We start from the raw sequence: 21541 nt of genomic DNA, 5'->3' as shown, positions 1-21541 counted from the left end.
GGTGAGTTCGACCCGGGGGCTCGGCTCCTGTACAGTCTCTTCTCGCAGCGCACAGCACGAATCGTGCTGCGAAACCTGGTCCTGTGGAGCAGTTTGGAGTGCTCGCCACCCTGTCAAGGTGGAGGCCGCGGGTTCAAATCCCGTCAGGACCGCATCCCGAGAGGCCCGCATCCGTCACGGATGCGGGCCTCTTCGCGTTCCCACGCCTGGACTCCGCCGGCCTCTTGGCCACTCGTCGCCGTTCGGGACCGCGGCGTCACCGCCGCCGGCCCCGGCGCCCGCCTGCGGCGCGGGACCGCTCCCACAGGCTTCCGTCCGCCCTTCGGGCCCAGAGGGCGCGCCGACGGCCGTCCAGACCGCCTGGTGGGCTTCTGTGCCGCTCTGCGCCGCTTCGGCGCGCTCTCCCTGCCGTCTTGACGGCCCCGCACTCTGCCAGTACGCCAGAAGTCAGGGGACCCGCTTCCCGGGTGGCTTCTCGGAGGTGGTGTATGGGGGCTTCAGGCAGCGGCTACCGGGCACGTGCACTGCTGCGGGCGCATCTGGCGGCCGCCACGTCGTACCGGCATCTCACCCGCCACTGCCCGATCTGCCATCGGCTGCTGCGGCTGGCCATGGAGTCCGGCCCCCGCCCCGCCGACAGCAGGGACACCGCCAACGCCCGTTCCGTTTAGCGCATATGCCACAGGCTCATCAAGACGCCTTCCATGTGACGGGTGTCACCGCATGAGTTTTCAGAGGTACCGCCTTTAACCCTCTCCTACAACCCGTCAATTTAATATGTGCCATTGCACTCTCCCCACAGGCCTCCACAAGCCCGCGCACAACCGCATCCCGGAGACCCGCGGGACGCACAAAAAAGATCGCGCTGGACCCGGCGGAGGTCCAGCGCGATCGACGACGCACCCAGGTTCAGCGGCTGATGAAGCTCTGATCGGTGTGGGCGAGGGGCCTGTTGGGGCAGTCCCCGCGTCGCTTGGAGCTATGGATGACGGGCGCCTCGGCGGGTTGGGGGACCTGCCGATTTGCCCGGATATTCAGTTGTTCAGGCCTCGCTGCGCTGCTGCGGGATGCCCGCGAGCAGAGCGCGGACCTCGGCCTCGCGGTAGCGGCGGTGCCCGCCGAGCGTGCGGATCGACGTGAGCTTGCCGGCCTTCGCCCAGCGCGTGACCGTCTTCGGGTCGACGCGGAACATGGTGGCGACCTCAGCCGGGGTCAGCAGCGGCTCGGCATCAGGGGTGCGAGCGGTCATGAGCGGCCTCCTCGGGAGAACCGAACCTTCTCGGTTCTTTCCTCTAAATTCTGCACCTTGACCCGCGTTGCCCGAAATGGCGGACGCGAGTCGAGTCGGTTATAGGACGAACGGCTTGTCCTCGGCACTACAACTACACCATCTGTCCAGCGGCGTCGGCCAAACCGACGGAATTGCCCTCCCAGGTGTTCATCAGCCGCGGAAGCCGATGGACCGTGCCATAGCGGACAGTCACGCCGCTGTGACGATCAGTCACAGGGCGATCAGGAGTCACGGAGACCCCCCAAAGCGTGCAATGCTGAGATTCCGCCCACAATGCAGCACAGTAGGACGGAGGAGTCCTCCCCGCACTCCTTGTCCTATTTTGGCATGAGGGTGGGCAAGCGACGCAAGGGCCTTGTACGTGCGGTCCGTCACGCTTGTCCGTTGTCGGGCGGCTGTTGACGCGGCCTCAGGGCGAAGACGAAACCTCAAGAAGGGCGTTTGGTCAAACGCCAGTTCGCGCTCGTCCGCTCACTCTGCGTGCGCAGGGCCCGCTGAGCACTCAGTTCGCCGAGCGCAGGTCCCGCACCGCCCGCCAGCGCTCCACGAGCCGGCCGTACGCCGCGCCCGCGGTCTCCCCGTCGCCCGCCCGCAGCGCGGCGATGCCCTCCGCCACGTCCGCCGCGGAGTGGTCGTCCTCCAGCACCCCGGGCGGCAGGGCGTGCACCAGGCCGCCGTAGTCGAGCTCCACGTAGGAGCGGGGGTGGAACTCCTCCAGCCAGCGCCCCACGTCCACCAGGCCGTCGATCAGCGGGCCCTCGTCCATGGCGTTCCTCAGCGCGCGCAGCCCCCGCGCCACCCGCCGCCTGGCCTCGACCATGGGCGTGCGGTAGCGGAGGACCGGCGCCTCGTCGGCGGAGCCCTTGCTGTACTCGCGCTCCTCGTCCGAGAAGAGCACGAACCAGTTGATCGGCACCTGCCAGGTCGCGGTGCGGATCCACGGCCGGGCGTCGGGGTGGTCGGCCAGCCAGCGCTCGTAGTCCTGGACCGCCTCGCGCCGCACCACCGGCGGCAGCAGCGCGTCGAGCACCGGCAGCGGGAACTCCTCGGCCAGCTCGCCCAGCGCCTGCCAGCCGCGCAGCCGGGTGCGCCACGGGCAGACGCACACCACGCCGTCGATCTCCAGCACGAACGCGTCGTCGCTTTCGTGAACGGGTACCGCGACCGGCGGGGTGGGGACCAGGCCGGCCAGGGCCCGGCGCAGCTCGTCCTGGTACGAGGGCCGGTCGGGACGGCGGGCGTAGCGCGCCCAGTGGTCGCGCTCGGGCTGCGGGAAGGCGGCCAGCGGTTCGTAGACGCGCAGGTAGGTCGCGTACGGGACGATCACCGAGGTCACCTTGGGCACGCCTGCTCCCTCCCCCGGGCTGCGCCGGGAAAACCTTTCGCGGGCGCGTGACGGACACGCGCGGGCGGTCGGTGAATCCACGCAAATCGTCGCACGCGAGTACTCCGGTCGGAGGGGATCCCCGCCATGGGGCCGACGACGGGCCCGGCAGGCTCTAGTCTCGTGCTCAACAGACCCCGCCACCCGTACGGGGCTGCTCACACCCGCCGCTACTTACTCAGGAGTCACCACAGTGACCGACGTATCAGACGGCGTCCTGCACACCCTGTTCCACTCGGACCAGGGAGGCCATGAGCAAGTCGTGCTCTGCCAGGACCGCGCCAGCGGCCTCAAGGCCGTCATCGCCATCCACTCCACCGCGCTGGGCCCCGCCCTCGGCGGTACGCGGTTCTACCCGTACGCCGACGAGGAGGAGGCCGTCGCCGACGCGCTCAACCTGGCGCGCGGCATGTCGTACAAGAACGCCATGGCCGGTCTCGACCACGGCGGCGGCAAGGCCGTGATCATCGGCGACCCGGAGAAGATCAAGACCGAGGAGCTGCTGCTCGCCTACGGGCGGTTCGTCGCCTCGCTCGGCGGCCGGTACGTCACCGCCTGCGACGTCGGCACCTACGTCGCCGACATGGACGTCGTGGCGCGCGAGTGCCGCTGGACCACCGGGCGCTCCCCGGAGAACGGCGGCGCGGGCGACTCCTCCGTGCTCACCGCCTTCGGCGTCTACCAGGGCATGCGCGCCTCCGCACAGCACCTGTGGGGCGACCCGTCGCTACGGGAGCGCAAGGTCGGCGTCGCGGGCGTGGGCAAGGTCGGCCACTACCTGGTGGAGCACCTGCGGGCCGAGGGCGCCGAGGTCGTCATCACCGATGTCCGCGAGGACGCGGTGCGCCGGGTCCTCGACCGGCACCCGGCCGGTGTCCGCGCCGTCGCCGACACCGACGCGCTGATCCGCACCGAGGGCCTGGACATCTACGCCCCCTGTGCGCTGGGCGGGGCGCTCAACGACGACACCGTGCCGGTGCTCACCGCCAAGGTCGTCTGCGGCGCCGCCAACAACCAGCTGGCCCACCCGGGTGTGGAGAAGGACCTCGCGGACCGCGGGATCCTCTACGCGCCGGACTACGTGGTGAACGCCGGCGGCGTGATCCAGGTCGCCGACGAACTGCACGGCTTCGACTTCGACCGGTGCAAGGCGAAGGCGTCGAAGATCTTCGACACCACGCTCGCCATATTCGCACGTGCGAAGACGGACGGGATTCCGCCGGCCGCCGCGGCCGACCGGATCGCCGAGCAGCGGATGGCCGAGGCAGGCGCGGCGCGCTGAGCGACGCACCGGCGCGGAACCGTCCCGCGCCGGCGGTCGTGCGCGCGAGCGCCTGTCGCACGTTTGACCGGTACCCGCCGGTGGGCAGTTAGAGAGAACTCTCACTTCTCCCGGCGGGTCGCCGGGGGACAAGTGGTTAAAATCGCCATTGACCAGCGAGGACGGGGCGCCTCGAAGGTCCTGGGCGCGGGCACGTCGTGCGGGCGACGTACCGTATGGGCGCGGGCTCAGGTACCGTGGAAGCCCTACGGACCGGCCTCTCCACGGAGAGTCCGTTCCGGACCATGAACGCGTGTCAGACTCTGGGGCCGTCGAGCCCCGTCGTTGAGGGGGTCGAGCCATGGGGCGCGGCCGGGCCAAGGCCAAGCAGACGAAGGTCGCCCGCCAGCTGAAGTACAACAGCGGTGGGACGGACCTCGCACGCCTGGCCGAGGAGCTGGGCGCATCGACGTCGAAGCAGTCGCCGAACGGCGACCATTTCGCGGACGATGAGCACGACGACGACCTGTACGCCAAGTACGCCGACCTCTACGAGGACGACGAGGAGGACGAGGACGGCCAGTCCTCGCAGCAGCGTCGCGGCGCTTGACCTGTCACTGAGCATCGGCCCGGTCGGGACCTGAGGGTCACCGACCGGGTTTCGTGCTGCCCGCTGCCCGGGCCGGCGGTCCGGGAGCAGGCAGCCCTCCGATGATCAGCCGGCGTAGTCGCCCACCAGCGCCGCGCCCGTCTCGTGGTCGCCGCGAGCGGTGATCTCGCCGGCCACCCAGGCGTCCACGGCGCGGTCGGCCAGCGTGGTCAGCGCCACGTCGACGGATTCCTGGGGCACGATCGCGATCATGCCGACGCCCATGTTCAGGGTCTTCTCCAGCTCGAGCCGCTCCACCGAGCCGGTCCGGCCGACCAGGTCGAAGACCGGGGCCGGGGTCCAGGTGGACCGGTCGACCACCGCGTGCAGGTCGTCCGGGACGACCCGCGCCAGGTTGGCCGCGAGCCCGCCGCCGGTGACATGGCTGAAGGCGTGCACCTCGGTGGTGCGCATCAGCGCCAGGCAGTCCAGCGAGTAGATCTTGGTCGGCTCCAGCAGCTCCTCGCCGAGGGTGCGGCCGAACTCCTCGATCCGGGCGTCCAGGGCGAGCCCGGCCTGGTTCAGCAGCACATGCCGGACCAGGGAGTACCCGTTGGAGTGAAGCCCGGACGACGCCATGGCGATCACCGCGTCACCCGTACGGATGCGTTCCGCGCCGAGCACCCGGTCGGCCTCCACGACGCCCGTACCGGCGCCGGCGACGTCGAAGTCGTCCGGACCGAGCAGGCCGGGATGTTCGGCCGTCTCACCACCGACCAGGGCGCAGCCGGCCAGCACACAGCCCTCGGCGATGCCCTTGACGATGGCGGCGACCCGCTCGGGGTGGACCTTGCCGACGCAGATGTAGTCGGTCATGAACAGCGGCTCGGCCCCGCACACCACGATGTCGTCCATGACCATGGCGACCAGATCGTGGCCGATGGTGTCGTAGATGCCGAGCTGCCGGGCGATGTCGACCTTGGTGCCGACGCCGTCCGTGGCGGAGGCCAGCAGGGGCCGCTCGTAGCGCTTGAGGGCGGAGGCGTCGAAGAGCCCGGCGAAGCCGCCCAGGCCGCCCAGGACCTCGGGACGGCGGGCCTTCCTCACCCACTCCTTCATCAGCTCGACGGCACGGTCGCCCGCCTCGATGTCGACGCCTGCAGCCGCGTAGGACGCACCGGACGCACCGGTGGATGTCTCAGACATTGCCTGGGATCTTTCGGTTCGGGTGGAACGTACGAGGCTCACGGGCGGCGGATCGCGTCGACCGCGGCGGTGGCGGCCGGGCCGGCGGCCAGCTCCGTCTCGAGCAGCTGCTTGCCGAGCAGCTCCGGGTCGGGCAGGTCCATCGGGTACTCGCCGTCGAAGCAGGCGCGGCACAGGTTGGGCTTGGCGATGGTGGTCGCCTCGATCATGCCGTCCAGCGAGATGTAGGCCAGGGAGTCGGCGCCGAGCGAGGTGCCGATCTCCTCGATGGTCATGCCGTTGGCGATGAGCTCCGCGCGGGTGGCGAAGTCGATGCCGAAGAAGCAGGGCCACTTCACGGGCGGCGAGGAGATCCGGATGTGGACCTCGGCGGCGCCCGCCTCGCGGAGCATGCGGACCAGGGCGCGCTGGGTGTTGCCGCGCACGATCGAGTCGTCGACGACGACCAGGCGCTTGCCCTTGATGACTTCCTTGAGCGGGTTCAGCTTCAGGCGGATGCCGAGCTGGCGGATGGTCTGCGAGGGCTGGATGAAGGTCCGGCCGACGTAGGCGTTCTTCACCAGACCGGCGCCGAACGGGATGCCGGAGGCCTCCGCGTAGCCGATGGCGGCCGGAGTGCCGGACTCCGGGGTGGGTATCACCAGGTCGGCCTCGACCGGGGACTCCTGGGCGAGCCTGCGGCCCATCTCGACCCGGGAGAGGTACACGTTGCGGCCGGCGATGTCGGTGTCCGGGCGGGCCAGGTACACGTACTCGAAGACACAGCCCTTGGGCTTCGCTTCTGCGAATCGGGAGGTGCGCAGACCATTCTGGTCGATGGCGACGAACTCGCCCGGCTCGATCTCGCGGACGTAGGCGGCGCCGACGATGTCGAGGGCGGCGGACTCGGAGGCGACCACCCAGCCGCGCTCCAGGCGGCCGAGGACCAGCGGGCGGATGCCCTGCGGGTCGCGGGCCGCGTAGAGGGTGTTCTCGTCCATGAAGACGAGACTGAAGGCGCCCTTGACCTGCGGGAGGACCACATGCGCGGCCTGCTCCACGGTCACCGGCTCGCCGTCCGCGGCGCGCTGTCCTGCCAGCAGGGCGGTGATCAGGTCCGTGTCGTTGGTGGCAGTGACCTTGGGGGCGCGGCCGTTGTCCTGGGGCAGCTCGGCGACCAGCTCGGCGAGCTCGGCCGTGTTGACCAGGTTGCCGTTGTGGCCGAGCGCGATGGAGCCGTGCGCGGTGGCACGGAACGTCGGCTGGGCGTTCTCCCACACCGAGGCACCGGTGGTCGAGTAGCGGGCGTGTCCGACCGCGATGTGACCCTGGAGGGAACCGAGCGAGGTCTCGTCGAAGACCTGGGAGACCAGGCCCATGTCCTTGAAGACGAGGATCTGGGAGCCGTTGCTGACCGCGATACCCGCGGATTCCTGACCCCGATGCTGGAGGGCGTAGAGCCCGAAGTACGTGAGCTTGGCGACCTCTTCGCCCGGAGCCCAGACTCCGAAGACGCCACACGCGTCCTGGGGGCCCTTCTCACCGGGGAGCAGGTCGTGGTTGAGTCGTCCGTCACCACGTGGCACGCCCTTGAGTGTAGGCGAGGCCGGGCACTGCTCCGAAACGGGGATGCGGCCCCTGAAGTGGATCGCTACTCGGCGACGGCCCGGACGCTGATGCCGTTTTCGCTGGTCAGGGTGAGCGTCCGATGATCGATCCGGTACTCGACCGTGCTGTCGAACAGCTTCATCAGCGTGCGTTCACTGTCCATGAGTGAGTCTTCGCACATCATTCGGGTCACGGCAGGCACGCCCAGGGTGATATGGCCGTCGCGCACCGTGGCCTCGGCGTTCACCTCGTTGCAGCCGAGGCTGCCGGCGACGGTGTTCTCCTCGGGGTCGAAGGTGAGGTGGGCGCGACTGCGGGTGTCCGGGGTGGTGACGGTCCATTCGGTGCCCTTCAGCGGGGCGTCCTCGCTCCGCTTCAGGCGGATCACGGCCCCGTCGGAGGCGGTGAGGGTCAGCCGGCCGTCGTTCACCTCGGTCTTCAGTTCCCCGCCGTCGGTGAGGGTGCGGGCAAGGGTCTTCTCGAAGGCCATCGGCTTGCCCTCGCAGGCCCGTTCGGTCGCGGTCGGGTCGCTGAGCCGGATGCGGTCGCCCTCGACCTCGGTGCGGGCGCTGAAGGTGTTGCAGCCGTAGCTGCCCGCGGAGCGTCCGCCGGCCCCGATGGTGATGTGCGCGTCGGTGGGCGCGCGGTGGGTGGTGCCGTCGACGGTGACGCTGTCGATGCTCCAGCGGACTCCGGTGACCGCCGCCGCGGGCTGGGCCGAGCTGCTGCCGCCCCCGGCCTGGCCGCCCTGCTCGCTGCCGCAGGCGACCGCCAGCGGGACGAGCGCGGCGACGGCCGCCGTGCGGATCGTGCGCTGCGTGTGCCGCTTCTGCCTGTACATGCCGATTCGACGGAAGGGCGGAGCGGCTGGTTCCACCCCGGCGCCGGCCGGGACGGGTCCGGTCAGCCCATCAACGGCAGGTACGGGCTGAGGTCCGCCCGCTCGCCGCCGGCGCGGACCCGTGCCTCTGCGAGCGCGTCCGCCCAGGCGGTGCGGCCGGTGGCCAGCCGGATCCAGGTCAGCGGGTCGGTCTCCACGACGTTCGGCGGGGTGCCGCGGGTGTGCCGGGGCCCCTCGACGCACTGCACCACCGCGAACGGCGGGATCCGCACCTCGGTGGCCCCGCCCGGCACCCGCGCGGCGAGCACGTCGGCGAGCAGCCGGGTGCAGGCGGCGAGCGCCTGCCGCTCCTGCGGGACGTCCAGGCCGGGCACGGCGGCGTCGAGGTCGTCGGTGTGCACCACCAGCTCCACGGCCCGGGTCACCAGGAAGTCGGTGAGGGTCATGGCACCGGTGCGGACGGCGATCAGCCGGTCGCCGGACGCCTGGTCCAGCGCCTTCACCAGGCCCTCCTGGGTCTGGGCGAAGAGGGCGTCCAGATCGGGCCGGGCGGCGGCCAGGTCGCGGGCGCCCCCGGCGATCAGCTCGGAGCCGCGGGCGGTGACGGACGGCCAGTCCAGCAGGGTCAGCTCGGCCCTGGCGGGCTCCTCGCGCTCCAGGCCACGGCGGACCGTGTCCACGCCCGTCGTCAGGTGCACGGCCAGCTCCCTGACGGTCCAGTCGCCGAGCCGGGTGGGCAGGGCGAGCTGCGCCTCGTCGAGGCCCTGCACGGCACGGCGGACGTTCCCGAACTGGGCCAGGACGGCGGCTCGGATCTTGGCGAAGTCGTAGGAGCGGGTGCGCTTCTTGGCCGGTGGCATGGCGGCAGCCTATGCCGGGGCGCCGGCCCTCGGTGCGGGTGCTCCGGGTGCCGCGGGTGCGTCGAACGCCTCGTTGTTGCGCGGGACGCCGATGCCGCGCCAGGTGAAGGGGACGCCGCGCGCGATGTCCGGGTCGGGGTGGTCCATCAGCTGGAAGTGCAGGTGCGGTTCGGTGCTGTTGCCGGAGTTCCCGACCCGGGCGAGGACCTGTCCGGCGCGCACCCGCTCGCCCTCGCGGACGGTGAGGGAGCCGCGCTGCAGGTGGGCGTAGAGGGCGTAGGTGCCGTCGCCGAGGTCGAGGACCAGGTGGTTGCCGAGGATCCTCCCGGCGCCGAGCAGGTCCCGGACGTTGGCCTCGAGGATCATCAGGTAGGCCAGCGCGGGCAGCGAGGTGCGGCTGAGGTGGTCGCGTGCCCGGTCGGTGGCGCGTACGACGGTGGCGTCGGCCACGGCGTGCAGCGGGGCTCCGAAGGCCGGGAAGTCGCCGTTGCGGCGGGCCACCGGCCACAGCGCGCGGAACGCCGGCCGGGAGCCGGGCGCTGGTTCGGCGACGACGTCGATGGCGAAGGTCTGGCCGTAGGCGTGGGTGCGGTGGCTCGGGGTGTGGTCGGCCGGGCTGTTCATGGCGATCCAGCGGCCGGTGACCGGGGGCTCCACCTCGGCGGGCTCACGGGCGTTGCGGGGGCTGTCGGGGGTGCCGCCCCAGCGGCCCATCGCGATGAGCAGGGCGTAGGCGAGGGCGAGCGGGATGAAGTCCCACCACACCGAGTGACCCAGGTCCAGTGCGGCATGGGCGATCACCAGGCCGAAGAAGGCGATCAGCAAGGCGCGGTAGGCGGTCTTGACGAGCTTGCGTGCGGTCGTGGTCATGGCTCACCCCTGTGTGTCGGTGCCGTCGAGGTCCCGCGCCCTGCCGTGGGCCGGCCGGCTCCGCGCCTGGTCCGTGCGGTCAGTGGCGCGCCGCGGAGAGCACCACCAGCAGCGGCACGACCCGGGTGCCGGGCACCTCGTGGCGGCCCCGGCCGGTGGTGTGCAGCCAGCCGGCGGCGGTGAGCTGGCGCAGGTGGTGGTAGATCTGGCCGGTCGTGCCGACCCCTTCCAGCTCCGCCAGTTCGGCCGCGGTGCGGCGGCCACCGAGGATCTCCCGCAGCAGCCGCAGCCGGACCGGGTGACCGAGCGCGGCCAGCGCGTCCGCGGCGGCCGGCCAGTCGTCGTCCAGCAGGCCCTCGGTGAGCGCGCCGTGCTGCCACTCCCAGCGCTCCCCGGTCGGCAGCCGGACCGCGCCGGTGAACAGCACGCCCCCGTCGTCCGCCCGCAACTCGGCGAGCCGGGCCTTCAGTCCCTCCAGGGCCCAGAAGTCCCCCTCGCCGAGGCGCGGGGCACGGTGCCCGGCGGCCTCCAGTGCCGCGATGCGGCGTTCCAGATCGGCGACGCGTTCTTCGAGTTCCACGGCTACGAGATTACGTAACTACGTAATTACGTGCAAGTGCCGTGGCTGCCCGGAGCCGGCCCGGGAAGCCGAAGCCCCGTCCCGGCGGACCGGGACGGGGCTTCGAGCGGTGCGTACGGAGGCGTACGGAGGTGACGGCTACGCCAGCAGCGCCGGGATCGTCTCCTCGTGGGCCTTGCGCAGCTCCTGGAGGGTGAGCGTGAACTCGCCCTGCACCTCGACCGTGTCGCCGTCGACGACGCCGATGCGGGTGGCGGGCAGGTTCCGCGCGCGGCACATGTCGGTGAACCGCAGCTCCTCCGAGCGCGGCACGGCGACGACCGCACGTCCGGCCGACTCGGAGAACAGGAAGGTGAACGCGTCGAGCCCGTCCGGGACGACCAGCCGCGCACCCTTGCCGCCGAGCAGCGCCGACTCCACGACCGCCTGGATCAGGCCGCCGTCGGACAGATCGTGCGCGGAGTCGATCATGCCGTCGCGGGAGGCGGAGATCAGGATCTCGGCCAGCAGCCGCTCGCGCTCCAGGTCCACCTTCGGGGGCAGTCCGCCGAGGTGGTCGTGGATCACCTGGGACCAGGCCGAGCCGCCGAACTCCTCGCGGGTGTCGCCGAGGAGGTACAGCAGCTGGCCCTCCTCCTGGAAGGCGACCGGGGTGCGGCGGGCCACGTCGTCGATGACGCCGAGCACGGCCACGACCGGGGTCGGGTGGATGGCGGCCTCACCCGTCTGGTTGTAGAGCGAGACGTTGCCGCCGGTCACCGGCGTGCCGAGCTGCTGGCAGCCGTCCGCCAGACCGCGCACGGCCTCCGCGAACTGCCACATCACCGCCGGGTCCTCGGGCGAGCCGAAGTTCAGGCAGTCGGAGACCGCGAGCGGCTTGGCGCCGGTGGCGGCCACATTGCGGTAGGCCTCGGCGAGCGCGAGCTGGGCGCCGGTGTACGGGTCGAGCTTGGCGTAGCGGCCGTTGCCGTCGGTGGCGATCGCCACGCCGAGGCCGCTCTCCTCGTCGATCCGGATCATCCCGGAGTCCTCCGGCATGGCCAGCACGGTGTTGCCCTGCACGAAGTGGTCGTACTGCTGGGTGATCCACTGCTTGGACGCCTGGTTCGGCGAGCCGACCAGCTTCAGGACCTGGTCCTTCAGCTCCTCGCCCGACCGCGGGCGGGGCAGCTTGCCCGCGTCGTCCGCCTGCAGCTCGTCCTGCCAGGCCGGGCGGGCGTAGGGGCGCTCGTAGGTGGGGCCCTCGTGGGCGACGGTGCGCGGGTCGACGTCGACGATCTTCTCGCCGTGCCAGTAGATCTCCAGGCGGTCGCCGTCGGTGACCTCACCGATGACGGTGGCGATCACGTCCCACTTGTCGCAGATCTCGAGGAAGCGGTCGACCTTGTCGGGCTCCACGACCGCGCACATGCGCTCCTGCGACTCGCTCATGAGGATCTCCTCGGGCGAGAGCGTGGAGTCGCGCAGCGGGACGTCGTCGAGGGTGACGCGCATGCCGCCGGAGCCGTTGGAGGCCAGCTCGGACGTGGCGCAGGACAGGCCGGCCGCGCCGAGGTCCTGGATGCCGACGACCAGCTTCTCCTTGAACGCCTCCAGGGTGCACTCGATGAGCAGCTTCTCCTGGAAGGGGTCGCCGACCTGGACGGCCGGGCGCTTCGACGGCTTGGCGTCGTCGAAGGTCTCCGAGGCGAGGATCGAGGCGCCGCCGATGCCGTCGCCGCCGGTGCGGGCGCCGTAGAGGATGACCTTGTTGCCCGCGCCGGAGGCTTTGGCGAGGTGGATGTCCTCGTGCCGCATCACGCCGATGCAGCCGGCGTTGACCAGCGGGTTGCCCTGGTAGCAGGCGTCGAAGACGACCTCGCCGCCGATGTTGGGCAGGCCCAGGCAGTTGCCGTAGCCGCCGATGCCGGCGACGACGCCGGGCAGCACCCGCTTGGTGTCGGGGTGGTCGGCGGCGCCGAAGCGCAGCGGGTCGACCACGGCGACCGGGCGGGCGCCCATGGCGATGATGTCGCGGACGATGCCGCCGACGCCGGTGGCCGCGCCCTGGTAGGGCTCGACGTAGGACGGGTGGTTGTGCGACTCGACCTTGAAGGTGACCGCATAGCCCTGGCCGACGTCGACGACACCGGCGTTCTCGCCGATGCCGACCAGCAGGGCGTCGTTCTCGGGGGCCTTCTCGCCGAACTGGCGGAGGTGGACCTTGGAGGACTTGTACGAGCAGTGCTCGGACCACATCACCGAGTACATGGCGAGCTCGGCGCCGGTGGGGCGGCGGCCCAGGATCTCCACGATCCGCTCGTACTCGTCCTTCTTCAGGCCGAGTTCGGCCCAGGGCAGCTCGACGTCGGGGGTCGCGGCCGCGTGCTCGACCGTGTCCAGAGGCGTCCGGCTCATGCGTTGACCAGCTTCTTGAGGATCGAGGTGAAGAACGGGAGGCCGTCGGTGCGGCCGGTGCCGATGAGCGGCTCGACGGCGTGCTCGGGGTGCGGCATCAGACCGACGACGTTGCCGGCCTCGTTGGTGATGCCCGCGATGTCGCGCAGCGAGCCGTTGGGGTTGAAGTCCAGGTACCGGAAGGCGACGCGGCCCTCCGCCTCGAGCTTGTCGAGGGTGTACTCGTCGGCGACGTACCGGCCGTCCATGTTCTTCAGCGGGATGCTGATCTCCTGGCCCTGCTCGTAGTCGCTGGTCCAGGCCGTGCTCGCGTTCTCCACCCGCAGCTTCTGGTCGCGGCAGATGAAGTGCAGGTGGTCGTTGCCGAGCATGGCGCCGGGCAGCAGATGGGCCTCGGTGAGGATCTGGAAGCCGTTGCAGATGCCGAGCACGGGAAGGCCGGCCCTGGCCTGCTCGATGACGGTGTCCATCACCGGCGAGAAGCGGGCGATGGCCCCGGCGCGCAGATAGTCGCCGTAGGAGAAACCGCCGCACAGCACCACGGCGTCGACCTGCTTGAGGTCCTTGTCCTTGTGCCAGAGCGCCACGGGTTCGGCGCCGGCCAGTCGGATCGCGCGCTGCGTGTCCCGGTCGTCGAGGCTGCCCGGGAAAGTGACGACGCCGATACGAGCGGTCACTTCGCGGCCTCCGCGACTGCCTCTTCGGACTCCACGCGCACGGTGAAGTCCTCGATCACGGTGTTGGCGAGGAAGGATTCCGCAAGATCATGGATGCGGGCGAGCGCGGCCTCGTCGACCGGCCCGTCAACTTCCAGTTCGAAACGCTTTCCCTGGCGGACGTCCGAGATCCCTTCGAAACCGAGCCGCGGCAGTGCGCGCTGCACCGCCTGGCCCTGGGGGTCGAGGATCTCCGGCTTGAGCATGACGTCGACTACGACGCGTGCCACTGGCACTCCCGGTGTGTGGTGCTGAGCAGGTCCCTTCAGACTACCCGTACAAAATTTCTACGCGAGTAGAGTTGTAGGAAACTACGTGAGCGTCATCACGATCGGGCACCGATGGGGTCACCCGAGAAAAAATCCGGGAAAGATTGCCGAATGATTCGTGATACCCATTGCACACGGACACGCGGAGCGTTTTAGTCGGGCTTCACATTCCAATGCCGTGCGCGGTAGAAATGAATTGGCAATAACCGACAAGTCGGCACGTCATCGCAGCTGAGCTGTATGCCGTGCTCCGGAAGGGACCGATATTCGTGGCGCAGAAGGTCGTGGTCACTCTCTTTGACGACATCGACGGCTCGGAAGCGGCGGAGACGATCGCCTTCGGAATCGACGGCAAGTCGTACGAGATCGATCTCAATGAAGCCAATGCGGACAAGCTCCGGTCGGCGCTGGCCCCGTATGTGAAGGCCGGCCGCAAGCGCTCGCGCTCCGGCAAGGCCTACCGGCAGACGCAGGTGGCCCCCGACCCGGCGGCGGTGCGCGCCTGGGCGCAGGCCAACCGCATGGACGTGCCCGCGCGCGGCCGGATCCCGAAGAAGGTGTACGAGGCGTTCGCCGCGGCGCAGTGAGTGGGCGCCATGAGCCCGCGCGGAGACCGGCGCAGCGAGCGCGGCACAGTGAGCGCGGCGCAGTGAGCCCCGGGCGGTGCGCGCCCGGGCCGTGTGGCTCTCCCGACGCCACGGCCCGGTGACACGGCCCCTGCCGGGCGGGTCCCGGCCGGTTCGACGGGGCCTCAGCGGGCCCGGCGGGCAACCGACTTGCGCAGCACCCCTGCTGATCAGCTAGAGTCGGGGACACGCCGACGGGCAAGGCCGCAAAGGCCCGGCCCGGTCAGCCAGGCGGGTGTAGTTCAGTAGTAGAACATCCCCCTTCCAGGGGGAAGGCGCAGTGTGCAATTCCTGTCACCCGCTCTGCATCGCGTACCGACCACTGTGGTGGATCAGGTAGGCTGGTGCTCGCACCGGCCGGTGAAAGCCGACCGGAGGCAATGCGGACGTAGCTCAGTTGGTAGAGCGCAACCTTGCCAAGGTTGAGGTCGCGAGTTCGAGCCTCGTCGTCCGCTCGGGAAGGAGACCCCGGTCCATCGGACCGGGGTCTTTTCGTGTTCCGGCGCACTCCGTACCGGAGTTGTCCGCTGCGGACCGGGGCGGGGTCCCGGCGCCCGCCATCTGACATTTGTCATGTCCGGTGATGACAGCGCGCACTGCCGCGGCGGCCCGGCGGCCGGGACGCTGAAGGCATGACAGCGAACGAACACGAGCACGTGATCGAGGTCACAGGCCTGCGGCGCGTCTACGGGGGCGGGTTCGAGGCGGTGCGCGGCATCACCTTCTCGGTGGGCCGTGGCGAGATCTTCGCCCTGCTCGGCACCAACGGCGCCGGCAAGACCTCCACCGTCGAGCTGCTGGAGGGACTCGCCCCGCCCAGCGGAGGACGGGTGCGGGTGCTGGGCCACGACCCCTTCGCCGAACGCGCCGCCGTCCGGCCGCGGACCGGGGTGATGCTCCAGGAGGGCGGCTTCCCGTCCGACCTGACCGTCGCGGAGACCACCCGGATGTGGGCCGGGTGCGTCAGCGGGGCACGCCCGCCCGCCGAGGTGCTGGAGCGGGTCGGGCTCACGACGAAGAGCCGCGTACGGGTCAAGCAGCTGTCCGGGGGCGAACGGCGGCGCCTCGACCTGGCGCTCGCCCTGCTCGGCGACCCCGAGGTGCTGTTCCTGGACGAGCCGACCACCGGCCTGGACGCCGAGGGCCGCCGGGACACCTGGGAGCTGGTCCGCCGGCTGCGCGAGGCGGGCACCACCGTGCTGCTCACCACGCACTACCTGGAGGAGGCCGAGGGCCTGGCCGACCGGCTGGCGATCCTGCACGACGGGGAGATCGCGGCCGCCGGGACCCCGGCCGAGGTGACCGCGGCCCAGCCCTCGCGCATCAGCTTCGAGCTGCCCGAGGGCTATCACCTCGGCGACCTGCCGCCGCTCGGCGAGATGGGCGTCTGCGGCCACGAGACCGACGGCCGGCTGGTGCGGCTGCACACCCGGCACCTCCAGCGGGCGGCGACCCGGCTGCTGGTGTGGGCCGAGGGCGCCGGGGTGGAGCTGGGCCGGCTGGACGTGCGGTCGGCCTCGCTGGAGGAGGCGTTCCTGGGCATCGCGCGGGAGGCCTCCGCGTCCCGGAGCACCGCGGAACCGTCCGGGACGCACAAGACGCACAAGGCGCGCGGGACACGGCAGGCGGAGAAGAAGGAGTACGCGGCATGAGCGGCACCATGACCACCCCGGCGAGCCGGATGGCGGCCCTGGCCCGCGCCGAGCTGACCCTGTTCGGGCGCAACCGGGGAACCCTGGTCGCCGCCCTGCTGGTGCCGCTGATCCTGCCGTTCAGCGTGTACTCGTTCACCACGGACATGGATCTGGACCAGGTGGGGTTCACCCCGGGCGCACTGATCCTGCCCGCCGCCGTCGGCTTCGCGCTGCTCTTCGCCGTGTACTCGGCCCTCGTCGCCGTCTACACCTCGCGGCGCGAGGAACTGGTGCTCAAGCGGCTGCGCACCGGCGAACTGCGCGACCACGAGATCCTCGCCGGCTCCGCGCTGCCCGCCGCCGCCACCGGACTCGGCCAGTCCGTGCTCCTGGTGACCGGCTGCGCGGTACTGCTCGACATGCCCGCGCCCCGCGCCCCGCACCTGGCCGTCCTGGGATTGCTGCTGGGCCTGGTGATGTGTGCCGCGCTCGCCGCCTGCACCTCCGCCTTCACCCGCACCGTGGAGGCCGCCCAGGTCACCACGCTGCCCGTGGTGATGGTGTCGCTGCTCGGCTCCGGCATGACCTTCCCGCTCCAGATGCTGCCCGACACGGCCGCCTCGGTGTGCGAACTGCTGCCGCTGACCCCGGTGATCACCCTGGTCCGCGGCGGCTGGACCGGCGACCTCACGGCGTCGGAGACGGTGAGCGCCCTGATCGTGGCGCTGGCCTGGACGGCGGGCGGCGTGTTTGCTGTACGGCGGTGGTTCCGGTGGGAGCCCCGGCGCTGAGGCAGACAGGGAGACGGTGCATGCGCGGGCCGGGCACATGGTGGCGGGGCAAGAGCACCCCGGCGAAGGTCGAGACGTACACCCGGGGGTCGTTCCACTTCTTCGCGGTGCTCGAGCTCGTCGTGGGCGCACTGCCGGCCCTCGGCTCGATCGGCGGCGCCGTCGGCGTCGTCCTGGCCGTCCTGGTCTGCGCCCATGCGGCCGTCTGTGTGCTCACCGTCTCCCGCTCCGTGGACTGGGTGCGCGGCAGACGCGAGCAGCCCGTGCGGCTGCTGGTGGCGCTCGGCGCGCTCACCGCGGTGGTCACCTTCCTGGCGTTCGCCGTCGCCGAGCACGGTCCGCAGGACGACGGCGCCGGATCCACGGCGGGCTCGATCTTCGGCATCGTCATGGTCTACGGGGTCGGCATCCTGAGCCTCGGCCTGCGCGAGCGGCGGCAGGTGTACGCGGTCGTGGCGGGCTTCTCCGCGGGGGCCGCCGTGGTGGTGCTCGTGCTCAGCAACTCGCCGGTCCCCGCGCTGTTCGTCGCGGCGATGGTGCTGTGCGGCAGCGGTTTCGTCGCCTTCACGGCCGTCTTCTCCGTCTGGCTGCTCAGAGCCGTCTACGAGCTCGACGAGGCCCGCGAGACCCGCGCCCGGCTGGCCGTCGCCGAGGAACGGCTGCGCTTCGGGCGGGACCTGCACGACGTGCTGGGCCGCAACCTCGCGGTGATCGCGCTCAAGAGCGAGCTGGCGGTGCAGCTCGCCCGGCGCGGGCGGCCGGAGGCCGTGGAGCAGATGATCGAGGTGCAGCGCATCGCGCAGGAGTCCCAGCGGGAGGTCCGCGAGGTGGTGCGCGGCTACCGCGAGGCCGACCTGGACGCCGAACTCGCCGGTGCGCGGGGCGTGCTGACGGCGGCCGGCATCGACTGCGAGGTCAGCAACCCGGTGACGGGGCTGCCGGACGCCGTGCAGTCGGCGCTGGGCTGGGTGGTCCGCGAGGCCACCACCAACGTCCTGCGGCACGGCAACGCCCAGCGGTGCACGGTGTCGGTGCGGCGGCGGGACGAACGGGTGGTCCTGACGGTGGAGAACGACGGAGTGAGCGACGTCACGGACAGCGGCGGCGGTTCGGGCCTGGCGGGGCTGCGCGAACGGCTCGCCGCCGTGGCGGGGACGCTGGAAGCAGGAGCCGAGCGAGGGGTGTTCCGGGTGGTGGCAGAGGTGCCGCTGACGGCGGTGGTCGGGTGAGCGGGCAGGTGCGGGTGCTGCTCGCCGACGACGAGCATCTGATCCGGGGAGCGCTGGCGGCGCTGCTGTCGCTGGAGGACGACCTGGTGGTGGTCGCCGAGGCGGCGTCCGGGCCGGAGGCGCTGGCGATGGCGCGGGCCCATGAACCCGATGTGGCCGTCCTGGATCTGCAGATGCCCGGCGCGGACGGTGTGAAGGTCGCCACATCGCTGCGCACCGAACTGCCGTCCTGCCAGGTCATGATCGTGACCAGTCACGGCCGCCCCGGACATCTCAAGCGGGCGCTCGCGGCGGGTGTGCGGGGGTTCGTGCCGAAGACGGTCAGCGCCCAGCGGCTGGCGGAGATCATCCGCACCGTGCATGCCGGAAACCGTTATGTGGATCCGGAGTTGGCCGCGGACGCGATCGCCGCGGGTGACTCACCGCTCACCGCGCGCGAGGCCGAGGTGCTGGAACTCGCCGCCGACGGTGCGCCCGTGGCGGAGATCGCCGAGCGGGCCGCGCTCAGCCAGGGCACCGTGCGGAACTACCTCTCCTCGGCGGTCTCCAAGCTGGGGGCGGAGAACCGTCATGCGGCGGTGCGTCTCGCCCGCGAGCGAGGTTGGGTATAGTTGCTCTCGCGCAACGGCGCAACGCGGACGTAGCTCAGTTGGTAGAGCGCAACCTTGCCAAGGTTGAGGTCGCGAGTTCGAGCCTCGTCGTCCGCTCGCGTGAGGGCCCCGGTCGGTGACCGGGGCCTTCGTCGTGCCGCCCCGCCGCCGTGGGGGCGGGGGTTCAGCTCCAGGTGACGCCGGTGAGGCGCTCGTATGCCTCGATGTACTTGGCGCGCGTCGCCTCCACGACCTTCTCCGGCAGGGCCGGCGGCGGCTGCTCGCTCGTGCGGTCCCAGCCGGACTCGGGCGAGGTCAGCCAGTCGCGCACATACTGCTTGTCGAACGACGGCTGCGGGCGGCCCGGCTCCCACTGCTCGGCCGGCCAGAAGCGGGAGGAGTCGGGGGTGAGCACCTCGTCGGCGATGACCAGCTCGTCGCCGTCGAAGCCGAACTCGAACTTGGTGTCGGCGAGGATGATCCCGCGGTCGCGGGCGATGTCCCGGGCGCGGGAGTAGGCGGCCAGCGTCGCCTGGCGCAGCCGGGCCGCGGTGTCGGCGCCGACCTGGCGGGCCACCTCCTCGTAGGAGACGTTCTCGTCGTGCTCGCCGACGGCCGCCTTGGTGGCCGGGGTGAAGATCGGCGCGGGCAGCTCCGAGCCGTCCACCAGGCCCTCGGGCAGGGCGAGCCCGCAGACCGTGCGGGACTCGTTGTACTCGGCGAGACCCGAGCCGGTGAGGTAGCCGCGGGCCACGCACTCCACCGGGACCATGTTCAGCGACTTGCACACCAGGGTGCGGCCCGCCCAGTCGGCGGGGGCGTGCTCGGGCAGCTCGGTGCTCAGGACGTGGTTCGGGACCAGGTCGGCGAGCTGCTCGAACCACCACAGGGACAGCTGGGTGAGCACCCGGCCCTTGTCGGGGATCTCGGTCGGCAGCACCCAGTCGTAGGCGGAGATGCGGTCGCTGGCGACCATCACGAGGTCGCCCGCCTCGTTCCGGTACAGCTCGCGCACCTTGCCGGTGTGCAGATGCACCAGACCCGGCACCTGGATCGGCTCGGGCTTCTCGACGAATCCGGACACGGTTCCTCCCCGTGGTTCTGTCCAATGCCCCGATTCTCCCGTACGGGAGGAACGCCCCGGACAGCGGGACCTGCGGCCCGGGCTCAGTCGCGTTTGCAGATGCGGTCGAGAAGGTTGGCGGTGGCGCGCTGGATGCGCGGGTCGGTATGGCCGGGCCGGTCCAGGGCCGGGGACCAGGCGAAGGTGCCCGAGGCGAAGACCCAGGCCCCGGAGGGCGCCCGGTAGAGGGAGGTCTCCTGGTGGCGGCGGACGCCGTGCCGGTCGGTGTACGGGGAGTGCGCGAGCAGCACCCGCTCCTCGTGCTCGGGCAGCGGGGTGCGCGGGTAGTAGCGGTCGGCCTCGCCCGCGACCAGGCCCTCGATCTCCTCGCCCTCCTGCGCGCCGGTCGCCTCCCACAGCCAGTGCCCGGCGTTGCGGACGATCAGCGGGTGCGGTTCGGGGACGTGGCCGGCGTACTGGATGCCCAGCAGCAGCTGCTCCGCGCGGTCGCTCTCCCGCCACAGCGCCGGCCGGCCGGGCCCCCGGCGTTTCCGGCAGGTCAGCAGCCGGTCGGGGGCTCCGGAGGGGGCCGGGGCCAGCTCCACCTGCCAGTACATGGTGTTGGCGGACAGGAAGACCAGGGAGGTGCCCTGGTCACGGGCGTGCTCCGCGGCGCTGCGCATGGGCTGCGACCAGTACTCGTCGTGGCCGGGGAAGAGGATGCCCCGGTACCGGGCGGGGTCGATGCGGCCGGCGTGCAGATCGCGGGCGTCGGCGTAGGCGAGGTCGTAGCCGTAGCGCTCGGCCCAGCGGATGACGTCGTAGGCGTGGCCGATGTGCAGCGGCAGGCCCGCGCCCGCGTACGGCCGGTCGAAGGAGACGGTGGTGGCGGCGTCGGCCTCGCCGAGGAGGCGGCCCTGCTCGTCCCAGGCGTGGTAGAAGCTGGCGCCGGTGCGGCCGTCCTCCGGGTAGAGGTTGTACGCCTGCCAGGTGATGTCGGGCAGGACGAGCAGCAGGTCGGCCGGGCGGTCGTCGCGGACGGTGAAGGGGACGTGGGAGCGGTAGCCGTCGGCGGTGGTCAGCACCGCCACATAGGCGCCGGTGCTCCAGTACGAGGGGACGGGCAGCCGCCAGGACAGCCACCAGTGGTGGCAGGAGACCGTGCGGTCGGCGGTGAGCGGCGGGGGCTGCACGATGCCGGAGAGCCGGGGGCTGGAGGTGATCTTGGTGGCGCCGTGTCCGGCGTAGTGGCCGATGCGGTAGATGTCGACGTCGAAGTCCTGGGGCGGGTCGACGGTGATGTGGAAGTCGATGGACTCGCCGGGCGCGACAGCCCCGGTGGAGGCGAAACCCTTGATCTGACGGTGCACGTCGTCGGCGGCGCGCGGTCCCGGGGACCGGCGCGGGGCCGGGATCTTCGGTGCGCCGGGGCGCGGGGCGTGCGTCTCGGGGTCGGGGTCCGCGTACCAGGGGACGAGCCTGCCGGTCTCGTCGAAGTACGTCTCGCTGCCGCGCAGCCACGGGAGGGGGCCCTGCCCGAAAGGGTCCGTCACGGCATGCGCCATCGCTCCGGACTCCCAGCGGCGGATCCGCTGTGAACCCATGGCAACTCCCCTCCGCCATTATGTGTTTGTCGTATGTCGCGAGCCCTTGCCGCTGAGCACGAACGGTCCCAGCACATCACATTACGCACGTGCTCCGTCACCGTTCGTCGCGAATTGACCGAAAGCGGAAGGGTGGGCTCCGAGAACCGGCCG

At 71.2% G+C, this 21541-nt stretch carries 21 protein-coding genes and 4 tRNA genes; 12 read left to right on the top strand and 13 right to left on the bottom strand.

Annotated elements, in window-relative coordinates; translation table 11 throughout:
- The first annotated feature begins 77 nt into the window (after window positions 1-77).
- Both HCJ93_RS18360 and HCJ93_RS18355 read left to right on the top strand, forming a co-directional pair.
- Window positions 78-152 (top strand) — tRNA-Asp (locus tag HCJ93_RS18360).
- A 336-nt stretch (window positions 153-488) separates the two neighbouring features.
- The gene (locus HCJ93_RS18355) at window positions 489-671 is read left to right on the top strand and encodes a DUF6274 family protein (protein ID WP_167996813.1); all 183 of its coding nucleotides are present in this window, start codon (window positions 489-491) and stop codon (window positions 669-671) included.
- Between the two features lie 371 nt (window positions 672-1042).
- Here HCJ93_RS18355 and bldC read toward each other — a convergent pair whose 3' ends face one another.
- Window positions 1043-1249, bottom strand: coding sequence for a developmental transcriptional regulator BldC (gene bldC, locus HCJ93_RS18350; protein WP_003949541.1), 207 nt, complete (start codon window positions 1247-1249; stop codon window positions 1043-1045).
- 544 nt (window positions 1250-1793) lie between these two features.
- The gene (locus HCJ93_RS18345) at window positions 1794-2636 is read right to left on the bottom strand and encodes a DUF8083 family protein (RefSeq protein ID WP_167996812.1); all 843 of its coding nucleotides are present in this window, start codon (window positions 2634-2636) and stop codon (window positions 1794-1796) included.
- Window positions 2637-2868: 232 nt separating this feature from the next.
- Here HCJ93_RS18345 and HCJ93_RS18340 point away from each other — a divergent pair, with 232 nt between their 5' ends.
- Window positions 2869-3957: a Leu/Phe/Val dehydrogenase gene (locus HCJ93_RS18340; protein ID WP_167996811.1), complete on the top strand. Its 1089-nt coding sequence runs from the start codon at window positions 2869-2871 to the stop codon at window positions 3955-3957.
- A 340-nt stretch (window positions 3958-4297) separates the two neighbouring features.
- Window positions 4298-4546, top strand: a complete 249-nt coding sequence (locus HCJ93_RS18335; protein WP_167996810.1) for a DUF3073 domain-containing protein — start codon at window positions 4298-4300, stop codon at window positions 4544-4546.
- A gap of 105 nt (window positions 4547-4651) precedes the next feature.
- On the opposite strand, the gene purM is transcribed toward HCJ93_RS18335, so the two are convergent.
- From purM to purS, 9 genes are all read right to left on the bottom strand, one after another.
- Window positions 4652-5731, bottom strand: coding sequence for a phosphoribosylformylglycinamidine cyclo-ligase (gene purM / locus HCJ93_RS18330; protein ID WP_167996809.1), 1080 nt, complete (start codon window positions 5729-5731; stop codon window positions 4652-4654).
- 38 nt (window positions 5732-5769) lie between these two features.
- The gene (gene purF / locus HCJ93_RS18325) at window positions 5770-7296 is read right to left on the bottom strand and encodes an amidophosphoribosyltransferase (protein ID WP_167996808.1); all 1527 of its coding nucleotides are present in this window, start codon (window positions 7294-7296) and stop codon (window positions 5770-5772) included.
- A gap of 65 nt (window positions 7297-7361) precedes the next feature.
- Complete coding sequence (locus HCJ93_RS18320) at window positions 7362-8159, bottom strand: META domain-containing protein (protein WP_167996807.1); 798 nt, start codon at window positions 8157-8159, stop codon at window positions 7362-7364.
- Window positions 8160-8221: 62 nt separating this feature from the next.
- Window positions 8222-9019: a maleylpyruvate isomerase family mycothiol-dependent enzyme gene (locus tag HCJ93_RS18315; RefSeq protein WP_167996806.1), complete on the bottom strand. Its 798-nt coding sequence runs from the start codon at window positions 9017-9019 to the stop codon at window positions 8222-8224.
- 9 nt (window positions 9020-9028) lie between these two features.
- Window positions 9029-9889: a M23 family metallopeptidase gene (locus HCJ93_RS18310; RefSeq protein WP_167996805.1), complete on the bottom strand. Its 861-nt coding sequence runs from the start codon at window positions 9887-9889 to the stop codon at window positions 9029-9031.
- 79 nt (window positions 9890-9968) lie between these two features.
- Window positions 9969-10469 carry an ArsR/SmtB family transcription factor gene (locus HCJ93_RS18305; RefSeq protein ID WP_167996804.1) on the bottom strand — a complete coding sequence of 167 codons (501 nt, stop codon included), beginning with the start codon at window positions 10467-10469 and terminating at the stop codon, window positions 9969-9971.
- Between the two features lie 138 nt (window positions 10470-10607).
- Window positions 10608-12866 carry a phosphoribosylformylglycinamidine synthase subunit PurL gene (gene purL / locus HCJ93_RS18300; RefSeq protein ID WP_167996803.1) on the bottom strand — a complete coding sequence of 753 codons (2259 nt, stop codon included), beginning with the start codon at window positions 12864-12866 and terminating at the stop codon, window positions 10608-10610.
- Entirely contained in the window at window positions 12863-13543 is a 681-nt protein-coding gene (purQ, locus tag HCJ93_RS18295; protein WP_167996802.1) for a phosphoribosylformylglycinamidine synthase subunit PurQ, read from the bottom strand. Before purQ ends, purL begins: the two co-directional genes overlap by 4 nt.
- Window positions 13540-13812, bottom strand: coding sequence for a phosphoribosylformylglycinamidine synthase subunit PurS (gene purS / locus HCJ93_RS18290; protein WP_167996801.1), 273 nt, complete (start codon window positions 13810-13812; stop codon window positions 13540-13542). Before purS ends, purQ begins: the two co-directional genes overlap by 4 nt.
- Before the next feature lie 308 nt (window positions 13813-14120).
- Between purS and HCJ93_RS18285 the strand changes: the two genes are divergently transcribed.
- The 8 genes from HCJ93_RS18285 to HCJ93_RS18250 all read left to right on the top strand — a co-directional run bounded on the left by HCJ93_RS18285 (window position 14121) and on the right by HCJ93_RS18250 (window position 18838).
- Window positions 14121-14438 (top strand): histone-like nucleoid-structuring protein Lsr2, encoded by a 318-nt coding sequence (locus HCJ93_RS18285; RefSeq protein WP_167996800.1) that lies wholly within the window; start codon window positions 14121-14123, stop codon window positions 14436-14438.
- Between the two features lie 270 nt (window positions 14439-14708).
- Window positions 14709-14780: transfer RNA gene (locus HCJ93_RS18280), tRNA-Gly, on the top strand.
- Window positions 14781-14859: 79 nt separating this feature from the next.
- Window positions 14860-14932, top strand: a tRNA-Gly gene (locus HCJ93_RS18275).
- 177 nt (window positions 14933-15109) lie between these two features.
- A complete protein-coding gene (locus tag HCJ93_RS18270; protein ID WP_167996799.1) occupies window positions 15110-16129 on the top strand; it encodes an ABC transporter ATP-binding protein in 1020 nt (339 codons plus the stop codon).
- Window positions 16126-16902, top strand: a complete 777-nt coding sequence (locus tag HCJ93_RS18265) for an ABC transporter permease (protein WP_167996798.1) — start codon at window positions 16126-16128, stop codon at window positions 16900-16902. The genes HCJ93_RS18270 and HCJ93_RS18265 overlap by 4 nt, the downstream gene beginning before the upstream one ends.
- Window positions 16903-16922: 20 nt before the next feature.
- Window positions 16923-18131: a sensor histidine kinase gene (locus tag HCJ93_RS18260; protein ID WP_167996797.1), complete on the top strand. Its 1209-nt coding sequence runs from the start codon at window positions 16923-16925 to the stop codon at window positions 18129-18131.
- A gap of 8 nt (window positions 18132-18139) precedes the next feature.
- The gene (locus HCJ93_RS18255) at window positions 18140-18742 is read left to right on the top strand and encodes a response regulator (RefSeq protein WP_507202161.1); all 603 of its coding nucleotides are present in this window, start codon (window positions 18140-18142) and stop codon (window positions 18740-18742) included.
- Between the two features lie 23 nt (window positions 18743-18765).
- A tRNA-Gly gene (locus HCJ93_RS18250) sits at window positions 18766-18838 on the top strand.
- Window positions 18839-18905: 67 nt separating this feature from the next.
- Here HCJ93_RS18250 and HCJ93_RS18245 read toward each other — a convergent pair.
- Both HCJ93_RS18245 and HCJ93_RS18240 read right to left on the bottom strand, forming a co-directional pair.
- A complete protein-coding gene (locus HCJ93_RS18245) occupies window positions 18906-19805 on the bottom strand; it encodes a phosphoribosylaminoimidazolesuccinocarboxamide synthase (RefSeq protein ID WP_167996795.1) in 900 nt (299 codons plus the stop codon).
- A gap of 83 nt (window positions 19806-19888) precedes the next feature.
- Complete coding sequence (locus HCJ93_RS18240) at window positions 19889-21388, bottom strand: N,N-dimethylformamidase beta subunit family domain-containing protein (protein WP_167996794.1); 1500 nt, start codon at window positions 21386-21388, stop codon at window positions 19889-19891.
- Between the last annotated feature and the right edge of the window lie 153 nt (window positions 21389-21541).

This window comes from Streptomyces composti (assembly GCF_012034205.1).
In the GTDB taxonomy this organism is placed as follows: Bacteria; Actinomycetota; Actinomycetes; order Streptomycetales; family Streptomycetaceae; genus Streptomyces; species Streptomyces composti.
The sequence above is the reverse complement of the archived record's forward strand: the minus strand, read 5'-3'. Positions and strand labels throughout refer to the sequence as shown.